This window comes from Kitasatospora sp. NPDC041917 (assembly GCF_055589745.1).
In genome coordinates this window covers 24637-39553 of record NZ_JBVJBI010000001.1, presented here as the reverse complement: position 1 = coordinate 39553, position 14917 = coordinate 24637, and the positions used below count along the sequence as shown (strand labels likewise).

The window sequence follows — 14917 nt, the reverse complement described above, 5'->3', positions numbered from 1 at the left end:
CATGACCGAGAGCACGATCGAGAGCACGGCCGGGAGCACGGCCGGGAGCACGGCCGGGAGCACGGGCGGGACGACGGCCGGCACCGAGGACGTCTGGGAGCCGCACGCCCCCACCGCCGCCGGCGGCCTGCGCCGGCTGTACGTCGACGGGCTGGACCTGCGGGTGAGCGGCACCGGCACGGCCCGGGGCATCGCCGACGGGGTGGTGGAGGTGACCGCCGAGGGCGCGGGCGAGGTGCGGATCGAGTGGCGCGTGCCCTGCGTGGACGCCACCGCCCTGTGGACCCCCGAGCCGCGCGGCACCGGCTGGCTGCCCGCCGCCTGGAGTGCCCCGCGCCGCACCTCGCTGGCCAACGGCGCGCCGATCGCCGCGCTGGTCGGTACCGGCGACGTCGCCCTGTGCGCCTTCGCCGCCGGGCGTCCGGACGTGCTGGCCGGGGCCGGCGTGGTCGAGGAGACCGGCGAGTTCCGGTTCTGGGCCCAGGCCACCGACCGGCTCACCGTCCGGATCGACACCTCCCGCCGGCACTTCGGGCGCGCCCTGGCCGACCTCGCCGCCTGGTGGGGCGAGGGCCGCACGGCCGACATCCCGGAGGCCGCCCGCCGCCCCGCGTACTCCACCTGGTACTCGATGCACCAGGACATCACCCCCAAGGGCGTCGAGACCCAGGCCGCGCTCGGCAAGGAGCTGGGCCTGGACGTGATCATCGTGGACGACGGCTGGATGACCGCCGACCGCACCCGCGGCTACGGCCACTGCGGCGACTGGGAGCCGGTCTCGCTGCCCGACACCGCCGCCCACGTGCGGCGGGTGCACGACCTCGGCGTGCGCTACATGCTCTGGTACGCGCTGCCGTTCATCGGCAAGGACAGCGCCGCGTACCGGGAGATCGGCCACCTCGCGCTGGCCGACGCCGCCCACATGGGCGCGATCGTCGCCGACCCGCGCCACCCCGAGGTCCGGGCCTTCCTCACCGACCGGCTCGCCCGGGCCGTCGAGGAGTGGGGCATGGACGGCCTCAAGGTGGACTTCGTCGACTGGTTCGCCCGTGCCGACGCCCCGCCGGCCCGCCCCGGCGCGGACTGCGAGTCCGTCGACGAGGGCGTGGAGCGGCTGCTCGCCGGGATCCGCGGCCGGATCACCGCCGCCGATCCGGAGGCGATGATCGAGCACCGCCAGCCGTACGTCAGCCCCGGCCTGTGGCCGTACGCGACCATGATCCGCGCCACCGACTGCCCGCTCAGCCCGCAGGAGAACCGGCAGCGGACCGTCGACGTGCGGCTCGCGGCCGGGCCGGTCCCCGTCCACGCCGACATGCTGATGTGGCACCAGGGCGAGCCGCCGGAGCAGGTCGCCTGCCACCTGATCAACGTGCTGTTCTCGGTGCCGCAGGTCTCCGTCGACCTCGCCGCGCAGAGCGAGGGCCAGCGCGAGGCCATCGCCTTCTGGCTCGGCGTCTTCCGCGAGCACACCGCCACCCTCCAGCTCGGCGAACTGCTCCCGGCCCGCCCGGACCTCGGCTACCCGATGGTCACCGCGCGCGGCGCCGACACCGTCGCGGTGGCCCGCTACGCCGCGCTGCCGGTGGACGTCTCCGGTGAGGACTGGCACACCCTGCTGGTCGCCAACGCCGACGCCGACCCGGACGTCCGGCTCACCGGCGGCCGCGGGCAGGTGGCGGTGACGGTGCAGGACGCCCGGGGGCGTATCGTCCGGCAGGGCGAGGTCGAGCTGGACCGGGCGGCCGCGATCGTGGTGCCGCGCGGCGGACTGCTGACCCTGCGCCGGGCCTGACCCTGCGCCGGGCCTGACTCCGCGCCGGGCCCGACTCCGCGCCGGGCCCGACCCGCTCGGGGCGGCGGACCGGTGCCGGCCCCCGTCGTCCCGAGCCCCGACCACCCCTGGAGGACCGCATGCCCGAGGGACCGCACCGCCCGCGCCGTGGCGCCGCCACGATCGAGGAGGTCGCCCGGGCGGCCGGGGTCTCCCGGCAGACCGTCTCCAACACGCTGAACGCGCCGCAGCGGGTCCGCCCGGAGACCCTGGAGCGGGTGAACGCGGCGATCCGCGAACTCGGCTACCAGCCCGACCAGTCGGCCCGCTCGCTGCGCAGCGGCGCCCGCCGCACCATCGGCTACCTCGCCCCGGTGGACGACCCGCTCGACCCGAACCCGCTGATGGCCGGCTTCCTGGAGGCCCTGGTCGACGCGGCCGGGGCGGCCGGGCAGCGGGTGCTGCTGTTCCGGCCGGGGCAGGGCACGGCCGACCCGGCGGCGTCGATCGACGAGCTGGTGGCGGCCCGCCAGGTGGACGGACTGGTGCTGGCCGACGTGCTGCACGAGGACGTCCGGATCGCCCATGCGGCCCGGCTCGGCGTCCCGTTCGTCAGCTTCGGACGGACCGGGCCCGGGCAGCCGCAGCACTGGGTGGACATCGGCAACGAGGCGGCGATGGCCGAGGTGGTGCGGCACCTCGCGGCGCTCGGCCACCGCCGGATCGGCTACCTCGGGGCCGCCGAGGAGCTGCCCTGGATGGCGGCGCGGCGGGCCGGGTTCCTGGCCGAGGCCGACCGGCTCGGCCTGTCCGCGGTGGCGACGGACGCGGCGGGGGCGGGGGCGGGGGCCGGTGACGGGGCCGGGGGAGCGGCCGGGGGCTCCGTGACGGCCTCCGTACGGGCGCTGCTGCGCGGGCCCGACCGGCCGACCGCCGTCGCGGCCGGCAGCGACCTGCTGGCACTGGACGTGTACGAGGCGGTCCGGGCGGAGGGGCTGGTGATCGGGCCCGGCGGGGTGGCGGTCACCGGGTTCCACGACACGCCGCTCTGCCGGCACCTCCATCCCGGGTTGACCTCGGTCCGGCTGCCGCTGCGGGCGATCGCCACGGCGCTGGTCGGCCGGCTGCTGGACCAGGTGCGCGGGCGGGCGGCGCCGGGCGAGGGGCTGGAGCTGCCCACCGAGCTGGTGGTGCGGGGGAGTTCGGGCCGCTCCGGCGGGGCGGAGCGATCCGGCTGGTCGGGCTGGTTCGGCGAGCCAGGGCGGTCGGGGCGGTCGGGTGAGCCGGGCCGGTCGGGCCGGCCGGGCTAGCCGGGCCGGTTCGTGCGGTCCGCCGTCGCCGCCACGATCAGCTCGCCGACCATGCCCGCGGCGGCCGCCCGCTGCTCGGCGGGCAGGGCGTCGTCGGTGACCAGGACGTCCAGCTGGTCCAGGTCGGCGAAGGTGGCCAGGCCGACCGCGTTCCACTTGGTGTGGTCCGCGACCACGACCACCCGGCGGGCCGACCGGAGGAAGGCGCGGTTGGTCTCCGCCTCGGCGAGGTTCGGGGTGGTCAGCCCGGCCTCGGGGGAGAGCCCGTGGCAGCCCAGGATCAGCAGGTTGACGTGCAGGGAGCGGATCGCCCGGTCGGCCACCGGTCCGACCAGCGCGTCCGAGGGGGTCCGCACGCCGCCGGTGCGGATCACCGTGGCGGTGGCCGGCGTGCCGTCCTCGGCGGGCTGTTCCAGCAGCTCGGCGATCCGCAGCGAGTTGGTCACCACGGTCAGGCCCTCGACCGCGCGCAGGTGCCGGGCGACCGCGAAGGTGGTCGTCCCGCCGGCCAGCGCGACCGCCGAACCCGGTGGGACGAGCGCGGCGGCGGCCCGGGCGATCGCCTCCTTGGCGAGCAGCTCCCAGTGCGCCTTGGTCTCGAACCCGGGCTCGCCGGTGGCCGGCGCGTCGACCCGGACGGCGCCGCCGTGCACTTTGTGGACCAGGCCCCGGCGCGCCAGCGCGTCCAGGTCGCGCCGGACCGTCATGTCGGAGACCCCGAGGTCGCGGACCAGCTCGGTGACCCGGACCCCGCCGCGCTCGCGGATCTGCTCCAGGATCAGCACGCGGCGCTGTCCGGCGAGCGGTTGGGCGCTGTCAGCCATCGGGAGGCCTCCTTCGAGCACTTCGGTCGCGTGCCCATGGTGGATAATGTTTGAGATTGTAGCTTTCTGTTGATTTACCCATGTCCAATGGCTTCACTCGGAGGAAGAAGGGCCATGCCCGGTACGTCCCTGACCCAGCCCACCGTCAGGACAGTGACCACCCTCGCGGACGGTCGGCAGCTGATCTACTACGACGGCGGCACCGCCGCCCCCCGGACCGCGGTGGACGAACGGCCGCTCGACCCGCAGGCCCCCGGTTCCGAGGTCCGACTGGACCCGGCCACCGGCGACTGGGTCACCATCGCGGCCCACCGCCAGGCGCGCACCTACCGGCCGCCGGCCGAGGAGTGCCCGCTCTGCCCGTCCCGGGACGGGCGGCTCAGCGAGATCCCGGCCGAGGACTACCAGGTGGCCGTCTTCGAGAACCGCTTCCCCTCGCTGGCGGGCCCGCCCGCGGAGCCCGTCCGGGCGGCCGGGGGCCTGTGGACCAGTGGCCCCGGCGCGGGACGCTGCGAGGTGGTCTGCTTCACCGCCGACCACGAGGCCTCCTTCGCCGACCTCACCCCCGAGCGCGCCCGGCTGGTCCTGGACGCCTGGACCGACCGCACCGCCGAACTCTCCGCCCTGCCCGGCGTGCGGCAGGTCTACTGCTTCGAGAACCGGGGCGCCGAGATCGGCGTCACCCTCGCCCACCCGCACGGCCAGGTCTACGCCCTGCCCTTCACCGCCCCGCGCACCGCCCGGATGGCCACCCGTGCCGCCGAACACCGCGCCGCCACCGGCCGCAACCTCTTCGAGGACCTGCTCGCCGCCGAACGCGCCCACGGCGACCGCATCGTGCTCGCCGGGACGCACTGGACGGCCTTCGTCCCCTTCGCCGCCCGCTGGCCGTACGAGGTCCATGTCTACCCGCACCGCCGGGTGCCCGACCTGACCGCGCTGGACGCCGAACAGCGGGACGAATTCCCCGTCCTCTACCTGGAGTTGCTGCGCCGCTTCGACCGGCTCTTCGGTACCGGCCGGACCCCGTACATCTCCGCCTGGCACCAGGCCCCGGCCGGACAGCGGGACGAACTCGCCCTGCACCTGGAGCTGTTCACCATCCGACGCACCGCCGACAAGCTCAAGTACCTGGCCGGGGTGGAATCCGGCATGGACGCCTTCGTCAACGACGTCACCCCCGAGGACGCGGCCCGCCGGCTGCGGGAGGTCGCCGCATGAACACCTTCGAGCAGCTGTACGGCCGCCCCTCCGAGGGGGAGTGGGCCGCCCCCGGCCGGGTCAACCTGATCGGCGAACACACCGACTACAACCTCGGGTTCGTCCTCCCCGTCGCCCTGCCGCGGACCGTCCGCGCCCAGGCCGCCCGGCGGGAGGACGGGCTGCTGCGGCTCTGGTCCGCCCAGGGCGGTGACCTGGTGACGCTGAAGGTGGACGACCTCGCCCCCGGCTCGGTGCCCGGCTGGGCCGGCTACCCGGCCGGAGTGGTGTGGGCGCTGCGCGAGGCCGGGCACCGGGTCGGCGGGGCCGACCTCCGGCTGGACAGCGACGTGCCCGGCGGCGCCGGGCTCTCCTCCTCGGCCGCCCTGGAGTGCGTCGTCGCCGCCGTCTGCAACGACCTGTACGGGCTGGGCCTGGCGGGCCCGGAGCTGGCGGTGCTGGCGCAGCGGGCCGAGAACGCCTTCGTCGGCGTGCCCTGCGGAATCATGGACCAGATGGCCTCGATGTGCTGCCGCCCCGGGGCCGCCCTGTTCCTCGACAGCCGCGATCTGACGACGCGTCAGGTTCCCGTCGACCTCGCGGGCGCGGGCCTCGCCCTGCTCGTCCTGGACACCCGGGTCAAGCACGACCTCGGCGACGGCGCCTACGCCGCGCTGCGGGCCGGCTGCGAACGCGCCGCCGTCCTGCTCGGGCTGCCCGCGCTCCGCTCGCTCCAGCCGTCCGGCCTGGCCGACGCGCTCGCCCGGCTCCCCGAGGACCTGGTTCCCCTGGTGCGCCACGTGGTCACCGAGAACGCCCGGGTGGAGGCCGCCGTCGCCCGTCTGGACGCCGGCGACCTCGCCGCGCTCGGCCCGATCCTCACCGCCGGGCACGCCTCGCTGCGCGACGACTACCGGGTCTCCTGCCCGGAGACCGACCTCGCCGTCGACGCGGCCCTGGCCGCCGGCGCCCACGGCGCGCGGATGACCGGCGGCGGCTTCGGCGGCTCGGTCATCGCCCTGGTGGACGCGGACACCGCCGAGCGCGTCGCCGCCGAGGTCACCGCCGCTTTCCGCGAAGCCGGGTACGCCGAGCCGCGCACCCTCACCGCCGTCCCGGCGGAGGGGGCGCGCCGGCTCCGCTGAACCGCTCCGCCGGGCGGGGGCTTGAGGACAGGCCCTACGCCCGGTGGGCGGCCGGGCGCTCCGGGGAGGCCTCCGCGAGCGCCCGGGTGACCGCCTCGACCCCGGCGCGCAGCCCGTACACCGGGGTGGCCGGCTGCTGGCGCCAGGACTCGTCGATCCCGCCCGCGTCCACGGTGTCGAAGCCCAACGCGTCGACCAGCTCGCGCACCACCCGCTTGGCCGCCTCGTCGTCCGACGCGACCGGCACGGCGAGCCGCTCCGGGTCCCCGGCCGGTCGCGGGCGCTCCAGCAGGTCCTGGGCGTAGGTGCCGTTGAACACCTTCACCACCCGGTGCCCGAGGTGCTGCTCCGTCCACCGGCTCTCGGTGAGCCCGCCGTCCTCGATCGCGTCGATCCGGCCGTCGCGCTCCTTCGGGTAGTAGTTGCCGGTGTCGATCACCGCGACGCCCTCGGCGGCGCCGTCCAGCAGCCCGGCGGGCAGGTCCGGCACGCTCTTCAGCGGCACCGTCACCACCACGACCTGCGCGCCCCGGGCGGCCTCGGAGACCGTCACCGCCGTCGCGCCGGTCTCCTCGACCAGTGCCTTGAGCGTCTCCGGGCCACGGGAGTTGGCCACCGATACCTCGTGCCCCAGCGACGTCAGCCGTCGCGTCAGGTTGCCGCCGATGTTGCCCGCGCCGATGATGCCGATCTTCATGGGAAGTCCCTCTTCGCGAGTGCCGTATTGGACCGTCGCCCTGGCCCAACCATCCGGTGATCGCGCCGATTCCCGGTTTGCAGGGTGGTTTTCCGGGACCCACGGTCGAGGCGGGCCTGGTGCCGGCCCGGCACCGGTCGCGAAGGTGAACGGCATGAGCCACACTTCCTCCGACGCCACCGTTCTTTCCGACGCCACCGTCCCCGGCGATGCCGCCGTCCCCTCCGCCGTCACCGCCCCCTCCGCCGTCACCGTCCCCGGCGACGCCACGGTCCTCGTCACCGGCGGCACCAGCGGCATGGGCCTCGCCACCGCCCGTCACCTCCTCGCCACCGGCGCCCGGGTCGTCGTCACCGGCCGCGACGACGCGCGGCTCGCCCGCGCCGCGGCGCGCCTCGACGCCGGCGACCGGCTGCTCACCGTCCGCGCCGACGCCTCCGTGGCGGCCGACCTCGCCCGGCTGGCCGACACCGTGCGGGAGCGGTACGGCCGGCTCGACGGGGTCTTCGCCAACGCCGGCGTGGCCGGCTTCCAACCGGTGGACGAGGTGACGGAGGCCGAGTTCGACCGGATCGTCGCCGTCAACCTCAAGGGCGTGTTCCTCACCGTCCAGCACGCCCTGCCACTGCTGGACGCCGCCGGCGGCGGATCCGTCGTCCTCAACGCCTCCTGGACCCCGCACCGCGGCCTGCCCGGCGCCGCCGTCTACGCCGCCACCAAGGCCGCCGTCCTCAGCCTCGCCCGCACCCTCGGCAGCGAACTGGCCGGCCGCGGCATCCGGGTCAACTCGGTCAGCCCCGGCTACATCGTCACCGAGATGTTCCACTCGGCCCTCCCGGACCCGGCCGACCACGAGCCGGTCCGCGGCCACGTCCCGCTCGGCCGGCTGGGCACCGCCGAGGACGTCGCGCAGACGGTCGCCTTCCTGCTCTCCGACCGCTCCTCGTACATCACCGGGCAGGACATCGTGATCGACGGCGGGCTCGTCCCGGCCTTCCCGTCCCTGACCGGCTGACCGGCTGACCGCCCCGGCCCCGCCGTGCCTGGTCCTGACAGGGCCAGGCACGGCGGCACCCGTCCGGGTGACAATCCATGACGTGAACCCGAGCAGCGCCCTGAGCGAATTCCTCCGCACCCGCCGCGCCGGCCTGCGGCCCGAGGACGTCGACCTCCCCGACTACGGCGGCCGCCGCCGCGTCGCCGGGCTGCGCCGCGAGGAGCTCGCCCACCTCGCCGGAGTCAGCGTCGACTACTACACCCGCCTCGAACAGGGCCGCGTCGGCAACCCGTCGGACGCCGTCCTCGACGCCGTCGCCCGCGCCCTGCGGCTGGCCCCCGACGAGTCCGGCCACCTGCACCGCCTCGCCCGGCCCGCGGCCCGCCCCCGCCGCCCCGTCGAGCGCCAGCGGCCCCGCCCCTCGCTGCTGCGCCTGCTGGAGCAGCTCCCGCACACCCCGGCCCTGGTGATGGGCCACCGGATGGACGTCCTGGCCTGGAACCACGCCGCCGTCGCGCTCCTCGGCGACTACGGCGCCCTGCCGGTCGAGGAGCGCAACATCGCCCGCATCACCTTCCTCGACCCGGCCTCCCGCGAGCTCTACGCCGACTGGGCCGCGTGCGCCCGGGAGAACGTCGCCTTCCTCCACCTGGAGGCCGGCCGCCGCCCCGACGACCCGCTGCTCGCCGAGCTGATCGGCCAACTCTGCCTGGGCAGCGAAGAGTTCCAGCGGATGTGGGCCGACCACCCGGTCGCCGACAAGACCTCGGGCCGCAAGGCCTTCCGCCACCCCCTGGCCGGCACGCTCGACCTCGTGTACGACACCCTGCGGCCGGCCGACGACCCGGGCCAGGCGCTGGTGACCTACACCGCCGACCCGGGCTCGGCGTCGGACGACGGGCTGCGGCTGCTGCTGTCCTGGGCGGCCTCGGGCTGAGGTTCCCCCGTCACTTCGAGCAGGTTCTCCCTGGCCAGGACGGTCGACGGATGGTCCGGCCCGAGGACGCGGTCGAGGTCCGCCGCCGCCCGGCGGAGCATCTCCACCCCTCGCTCCACGTCTCCGGCGTGCAGGTACATGACCGCGAGGTTGTTGCGGGACGTGAGGGTGTCCGGGTGGTCGCCGCCGAGGACGCGCCGGCGGTCGGCGAGGACCCGCTCCTGGAGACCGACGGCGTCCTCGACGCGTCCGGCCTCCAGGTAGGTGGCGGCCAGGTTGTTGCGGGACGTGAGGGTGTCCGGGTGGTCGGCGCCCAGCTCGTGCCGGCGGTCGGCGAGGACCTGCTCCTGGAGACCGATGGCGTCCTCGACGCGTCCGGCCTCCGAGTAGGTGGCGGCCAGGTTGTTGCGGGCCATCAGGACGGTGGGGTGGTCGCTGCCGTGGAGGCGTTGGAGGTCGGCGAGGACCTGCTCCTGGAGACTCATCGCCTCGTCGGTGCGTCCGGCCTCCCAGCACGACTGCGCGAGGTTCCCGAGGGCCGCGAGAGTGTCGGGATGGTCGCCTCCCAGGACGCGCTCGCTCGCGGTGGCGAGATGCGTCCAGTACTGGATGCCGGTGGCGTACAGGTCCGCCTCCACGAGGCTGGCGCCGCAGCGGAACAGCAGCACGTGCATCCCCAGCGGCCGCTGGATCAGGCCGGTGGGCCCGTGCCTGGTGAGCACGTCGGTGTTGGCCCGGAGCGTCGCGGCCAAACCCTGCATGCCGTAGTCCGCGGTCGGCCACAGTTCGAGAAGGGCCTCGGCGACCACGATGCCCGCCCGCGTCGAGTCGGGACCCGTGTCGAGGGTGGCACGGGCGGTGAGCGCATGGAGGGTCACCTCCCGGTGGGAGGTCTCGGTGAGGGTGACGAGGCTGTAGTTGTGCAGGAGCGCGAGCGCCTCCATCGCGTCGTCGGCCGTGACGGGCGCGCCGCGGACCCTGCCGAGATGCTCCAGCACCGGCTCGGTGCCCCAGAGCTCCTGCGGATGCCCGGCCGGGTCGAGCAGCGCCGCCAACCGGAGGACCGGCCCGGCGAGCCCGACCGGCTCCTCCTGCTGCGCCGCGTCGAGGGCCAGCAGCAGCGCCGCCGCGACCGGCCCCCGGTAGCCGTCGGCACCGGAGCGGGCCGGCAGAACGGCGTCCAGGCTGCGGGAGCGGTCGCGGAAGAGCTCCAGGTACCGGCCGCAGCCGCGCCGGGTGTTGACCATGCAGGCGGCCGCGTGGGCCAGCGCGAGCGGCAGGTGGCCCAGCGCCTCGGCGAGCTCCTCCGCGTGCTCGTCGAGGAAGCGGGCGCACTTGGCCCGCTCCAGCCGCTCGCCGAGGTAGGCGGCGGACTCGGCGGGGGAGTACGTGGTGACGTCCACGAGGGTCCGGTCGCCGCCCGTACTGGCGGCTCCCCGGTGGCGGGTGGTCGCGATGACCCGTCCGCGTCCGCCCCGGCTGGTGACGGGCCAGAACTCCTCGGGAGTGTGCTCGGTGGTGTTGTCGAGGACGACCAGCCAGCCCCGCTCGGTGACGGCCAGCCAGGCGAGGAAGCGCTCCGCGTCCTGTTCGGCCTCGCCGCTCGCCCCGGGCACCCGGAGCTCCACGGCGGCCCGGGCGTACAGGTCGGTCACGGCGGACGGCTCGGCCGCGTCGGCCCACAGCACCAGGTCGGTGCCCGCCTCGACGGCCGCGCGCGCGTAGTGCGCCGCGAGCTGTGACTTGCCGACGCCGCCACCGCCCGCCAGCACCTGGCTCAGCACGACCGTCCCGTACTCCCCGCGGGCCTCGTCGATGGCCCGGCGCAGCTCCGCCCGGGGCTGGAACGCCGTCGCCCTGGGCGGGAACCGCCCGATCACCACCGGCCACCGCACGTCGGCGGCCGGCGCGGCGTACTGGTGGACGGTCAGTTCGCGCGCCTGGAAGGTGCTGCCGTTGACCGTGCTGTTCTCGATGCCGTTCCTGACCTGCCAGCCCTGCACCTGCTCGCCCCCACCGCCCCGCGTGTTGAATGGGCACCATTATGGAAGGCCCGGCCCTCCGCGCCCTCGTCACCGGCCTCCCCGCCGCGCTCGCCGCCGGCATCGAACCGTGCCTAGCAGAACGTGCGCGCCTCGCGGCTCCGGCCGCCGCCGAGCGCCTGTCCGGCCTCGTCCTCGGTGGCGGGCCGGAACCGGTCGGCCGCCGCGTGGCCCGTCGTGGCCCCGCCGGCCGGCTGCGTGGTCCAGCGCTCGCCGCCGCCGTCGAGGCAGCGAGCGTCCGGACCGACCATCCCGTTGAACTCGAACACCTTTTCACCGTCCATGACATCGTGATGACCCTGACGTACCGTCCGTCCATGTGACTCTCGATCAGGCGTACGTCAACCAGATCTTCCTCCCGGACACCTACGCCCACGGCGTTCCTCACGAACTCTTGCGGAACCTCCGCGAGTCCGTTCCCGTCTGTTGGGTCGAGGAGCCTCCGGTCGGCGGGTGGCCCGGAGGCCCCGGGTACTGGGCGGTGCTGCGGCACGCGGACGTCAAGCACGTGCTGCGCAGCCCCGAACTGTTCTCCTCGCACCTGGGCGCCACCCAGATCCGCGACCCCGACACCCCGGCGGACCTGGAGTTCGCCCGGGCGATGATGCTCAACCAGGACCCGCCCGACCACTCCCGGCTGCGCCGGATCGTCGCCGCGGCGTTCACCCCGCGCGCCCTCGCGGAGCTGGCCGAGGCGGTCGACGGCCGGGTGCGGGAGCTGATCGAGGAGGTGCGGCCGGCCGGTCGCGCGGACTTCGTCCCGCTCGCCGCCGACCTGCCGGTGTGGACACTGGCCCGGGTGATGGGCGTGCCGGAGCAGGACCGGTTGCTGCTGCTGGACTGGGCGAACCGGGTGATCGGCTACCAGGACGCCGACTACGCCCACTCCAGCACCGTGGAGCCGGCCGCACTCACCGAGCTCGGCCGTGCCGCGCTCGCCCACCGCCCCACCACCCGGACCGCCCCGGACGGCCGCCCGGTCAACCCCCGCTCCCGCGCCGCGCTGGCGGACATGTTCGCCTACGCCCACGGCCTGGCCCGGCGGCCCGCCCCGGGCGGCCTGCTCTCCAGGACGCTCGAAGCGGGGCTGACGGCCGAGGAGTTCGAGACCATGTTCTTCCTCTTCGCCGTGGTCAAGCGGACACCGGAACATGATCTCCAACTTGCCTCCTGAATAGTCTAGTTGCGTCAGTCAGCCTTCGTGTCTCGTCGCGTGAGGAGGAGACTGGCATCGCCGGACGCCCGATGTGACCGGATGCTGGTGAGCGGCTGGCTGGTGGCGTACGGTCGGTCGACATGGGCTTCGATCAGGCGCGGGTGAACCGGATCTTCCTCTCCGAGACCTATGCCGAGGGCGTGCCGTACGAGCTGTTCCGTGAGCTGCGGGCCGAGGCGCTGGTCTGCTGGGTGGAGGAGCTGGCGGTGGGGGAGTGGCCGGCCGGGCCTGGCTACTGGGCGGTGTTGCGGCACGCGGACGTGAAGCGCGTGCTGCGCAGCCCAGAGGACTTCTCCTTGCGGTCCAAGTGCTGATCGGTGTGCGTTCGTGTGACCGGTCGAGGGAACGGGAGCCTGGTTGTGGAGTCGGGTGAGCGCTGGGCGTACCGGGTGGCGCCGTACAAGGGCCCGGTCAGCGAGGTGGAGGTGGTGAAGATTGGCACGCAGCGCCCCGTGCGCGTGCGGGTGCGATTCATGGCGGATGAGGCGGAGGGCCGCGAGGACTGGGTGCCCGTGGCCCGGTTGCGTGTGCCCTGGGAGCAGAAGGACGCCTGGCTTCAACGGCAGGACAGGTGGGATGCGCTGACCAGCGACGGGCCGGTGGACGACGAGGATGCCGAGTTCGTCGCGGCGAGCATGGTCTTCGACCGCTGTCCAGTGAGCGATGTGGTGTCGATGGGCTGGAACTACCGGGAGCGAGGAGTCCTCTACGTCCATGACGTTCCAGCCCTGGTCGCGATGCTGGACGTCTCACCGGACCTGTTCAGCTCAGATCCGCGCGGTTTCACCGACGACGAGGGCACACTGACCGCTCCTTGGCCGATCACGCTCACCGTCATGCCACTGATCGCTGCGGCCCACGCCGACCACCTGGTCGCCGTCCTCGCCAAAGAGGAGGAACAGGCCCTGCAGGACGCGGTCCACGGCAAGTACTACCCGGGGCGCGGCAAGGACCAGGGCATGCACAACAGCCCCGAGGTCTGCGCCGAGGTGGAGCAGAAGTACAAGCGCGGGCGTGACCTCGTCCGCCAATGGTGCGGAGCCACCGCGACCGAACGCCTCGACGAACTCCATGCGCTGCGCACCGAGGTCGTGCGTATCGGGAAGCTCGCGGAGGAAGCCATCCGCGCGCTGCGCGCCGTGGGCGAGGCCAGGGCCGCAGACCGGCTCGAGCAGCGGCTGGGCATTCCGCTCGAACTCCTTCGGCAACTACCCGGCCACACGGGCTGACCACCGGTTCTCGTCCAGTGAAGGAGACGACACCCGTGCCCGACGAACGCCTCAACGACCGGCAACTCGCCGTCCTGCGCCGGATCTGCCAGGGGCAGGACCCGGTCACCTCGGCGGACTCGTCGCTGGCCCACAGCGTCTACGCGCTGCGCAGACGGGGACTGGTCACGACCACCTGGGCCGGTGGGCACTGGACCGCCGCGCCCACACCCACAGGACAGCAGCGCCTCACCCGGCCCACTACTCCTGCCCGCCCGGCTCGGCGGACCGAAACAGCAGTTCCGCCGAACGCCGCCCCTGAGACGAACACGCGGGCAGGATCACCACCGGACGCTGCCGCTGAACAGCTCATCGCGGACATCGAAAAGGCCGGAGGCGTTCTGCATATCGCCGACCCGCCGCCCGCCGAACGCGCCCGGCTCCGCCAAGCCCTGCGCGCTGCGAGGACATCCAATGCCCTGCCACTTGGGCACCGTCTCGCCCACACCGGCCGTGACAGGGGCGACCTCGTCATCCGGCTCCTTGCCAGCGAACCGCGGACCCGAGCCCAACCACCCGATGCCCCAATCCATGTTGATGAGGAACTACCCGTCACATCCCTCCACCCAGCGGTGCGCGACTGTCAGCTACCCGTGTGCCCCGACTGCGAGGAGCGCGCCCGCCGCATCCTGCACGCCCTAGCAACCGCCGCCGAAGGCAGCGGCATGACGATCGAGCCGAGGCCGGAGGAATCCCGCGCAAGTCTGGTGATCACAGTCCACGACAAGACCTACCCGTTGACCTTCACAGAAGGATCCGTGGAGATCCCGGACACCGACAGCGTGCGATACCCATGGCAACGCGTGACCCAGCACACCACCGAACCCTCCCACCTGCTCGACCTCAGCCTCTCCCACGACTGGAACCACAATGGCCGCCGCTACCAATGGGGAGACCGCCGGCGCTGGAAGCTCGAGGACACGCTGCCCCGAATTCTCAGGGAGATCGAACAGCGCGCCGAAATCGACCGCGAACGCCAAGCCGCCCGCGAACAGAAAGCCCGCGAGACCCGGAACGCGTGGCAGACAGCCATGGACCAGGCCCGCCGCCAACTCCTCGACACCCACCGCCGCGACCACCTGCGCGCACAGATCGACGCCTGGCAGGAAGCCACTCGCATCCGCTCCTACTGCGACGCCCTCCAACAACACCTCGACCGCAACCCCACGACACAGGAAGATGCCCACGCAGTACTCGAATGGATCACCTGGGCCCACAGCTACGCCGACAGCATCGACCCGCTCGCCACCTACCCGCGAACTCCTACACTACCCGCAGCCACCCCTGAAGCACTGCGCCCCTTCCTGCACGGCTGGAGCCCCCACGGGCCGGAGAAGAGGTAGCCCTGCGCGGACCCGCACAACCACCGCCGCCCGGCCCGCGACTACGAAGCCTCCCCACCCGTTCCGAGGTCATGATCCGCGTCGCGATGATCAACCTCATGACCCGTCGGCTCACTGGCGAGAGTACCCCGACCTGGCGCGGAACCTGAGCCACCAGGCCAGGG

At 74.0% G+C, this 14917-nt stretch carries 14 protein-coding genes and 1 pseudogene; 11 read left to right on the top strand and 4 right to left on the bottom strand.

Annotation, left to right across the window (positions count from 1 at the left end; all coding sequences use genetic code 11):
• Position 1: 1 nt before the first annotated feature.
• Entirely contained in the window at positions 2–1795 is a 1794-nt protein-coding gene (locus tag ACZ6EM_RS00180) for a glycoside hydrolase family 36 protein (protein WP_465771239.1), read from the top strand.
• A gap of 119 nt (positions 1796–1914) precedes the next feature.
• The gene (locus ACZ6EM_RS00175) at positions 1915–3084 is read left to right on the top strand and encodes a LacI family DNA-binding transcriptional regulator (RefSeq protein WP_452179652.1); all 1170 of its coding nucleotides are present in this window, start codon (positions 1915–1917) and stop codon (positions 3082–3084) included.
• Here ACZ6EM_RS00175 and ACZ6EM_RS00170 read toward each other — a convergent pair.
• Positions 3081–3908 (bottom strand): DeoR/GlpR family DNA-binding transcription regulator, encoded by an 828-nt coding sequence (locus ACZ6EM_RS00170; RefSeq protein WP_465771238.1) that lies wholly within the window; start codon positions 3906–3908, stop codon positions 3081–3083. The genes ACZ6EM_RS00175 and ACZ6EM_RS00170 overlap by 4 nt on opposite strands.
• Before the next feature lie 114 nt (positions 3909–4022).
• Between ACZ6EM_RS00170 and galT the strand changes: the two genes are divergently transcribed.
• Positions 4023–5129 carry a galactose-1-phosphate uridylyltransferase gene (gene galT / locus ACZ6EM_RS00165; RefSeq protein ID WP_452179650.1) on the top strand — a complete coding sequence of 369 codons (1107 nt, stop codon included), beginning with the start codon at positions 4023–4025 and terminating at the stop codon, positions 5127–5129.
• The gene (gene galK, locus ACZ6EM_RS00160; RefSeq protein ID WP_465771236.1) at positions 5126–6253 is read left to right on the top strand and encodes a galactokinase; all 1128 of its coding nucleotides are present in this window, start codon (positions 5126–5128) and stop codon (positions 6251–6253) included. Before galT ends, galK begins: the two co-directional genes overlap by 4 nt.
• Before the next feature lie 34 nt (positions 6254–6287).
• Here the strand turns inward: galK and ACZ6EM_RS00155 are convergent, their stop codons facing one another.
• Positions 6288–6950: an NADPH-dependent F420 reductase gene (locus ACZ6EM_RS00155; RefSeq protein ID WP_465771235.1), complete on the bottom strand. Its 663-nt coding sequence runs from the start codon at positions 6948–6950 to the stop codon at positions 6288–6290.
• Between the two features lie 154 nt (positions 6951–7104).
• Here ACZ6EM_RS00155 and ACZ6EM_RS00150 point away from each other — a divergent pair, with 154 nt between their 5' ends.
• Entirely contained in the window at positions 7105–7965 is an 861-nt protein-coding gene (locus ACZ6EM_RS00150) for an SDR family NAD(P)-dependent oxidoreductase (RefSeq protein ID WP_465771234.1), read from the top strand.
• 82 nt (positions 7966–8047) lie between these two features.
• Positions 8048–8884: a helix-turn-helix domain-containing protein gene (locus ACZ6EM_RS00145; RefSeq protein ID WP_359898804.1), complete on the top strand. Its 837-nt coding sequence runs from the start codon at positions 8048–8050 to the stop codon at positions 8882–8884.
• Here the strand turns inward: ACZ6EM_RS00145 and ACZ6EM_RS00140 are convergent.
• Entirely contained in the window at positions 8812–10887 is a 2076-nt protein-coding gene (locus tag ACZ6EM_RS00140) for a tetratricopeptide repeat protein (protein ID WP_465771233.1), read from the bottom strand. The genes ACZ6EM_RS00145 and ACZ6EM_RS00140 overlap by 73 nt on opposite strands.
• Before the next feature lie 113 nt (positions 10888–11000).
• Positions 11001–11210, bottom strand: a complete 210-nt coding sequence (locus ACZ6EM_RS00135; RefSeq protein ID WP_401049578.1) for a hypothetical protein — start codon at positions 11208–11210, stop codon at positions 11001–11003.
• A 35-nt stretch (positions 11211–11245) separates the two neighbouring features.
• Between ACZ6EM_RS00135 and ACZ6EM_RS00130 the strand changes: the two genes are divergently transcribed.
• The 5 genes and pseudogenes from ACZ6EM_RS00130 to ACZ6EM_RS00110 form a co-directional block, all read left to right on the top strand.
• Entirely contained in the window at positions 11246–12100 is an 855-nt protein-coding gene (locus ACZ6EM_RS00130) for a cytochrome P450 family protein (RefSeq protein WP_465771232.1), read from the top strand.
• 122 nt (positions 12101–12222) lie between these two features.
• Positions 12223–12456 (top strand): hypothetical protein, encoded by a 234-nt coding sequence (locus tag ACZ6EM_RS00125; protein WP_465771231.1) that lies wholly within the window; start codon positions 12223–12225, stop codon positions 12454–12456.
• A 45-nt stretch (positions 12457–12501) separates the two neighbouring features.
• Positions 12502–13371, top strand: coding sequence for a hypothetical protein (locus tag ACZ6EM_RS00120; RefSeq protein ID WP_465771230.1), 870 nt, complete (start codon positions 12502–12504; stop codon positions 13369–13371).
• 35 nt (positions 13372–13406) lie between these two features.
• A complete protein-coding gene (locus tag ACZ6EM_RS00115) occupies positions 13407–14753 on the top strand; it encodes a hypothetical protein (protein WP_465771229.1) in 1347 nt (448 codons plus the stop codon).
• 21 nt (positions 14754–14774) lie between these two features.
• A pseudogene (locus tag ACZ6EM_RS00110) lies at positions 14775–14902 on the top strand (IS5 family transposase); the annotation flags it as partial.
• Between the last annotated feature and the right edge of the window lie 15 nt (positions 14903–14917).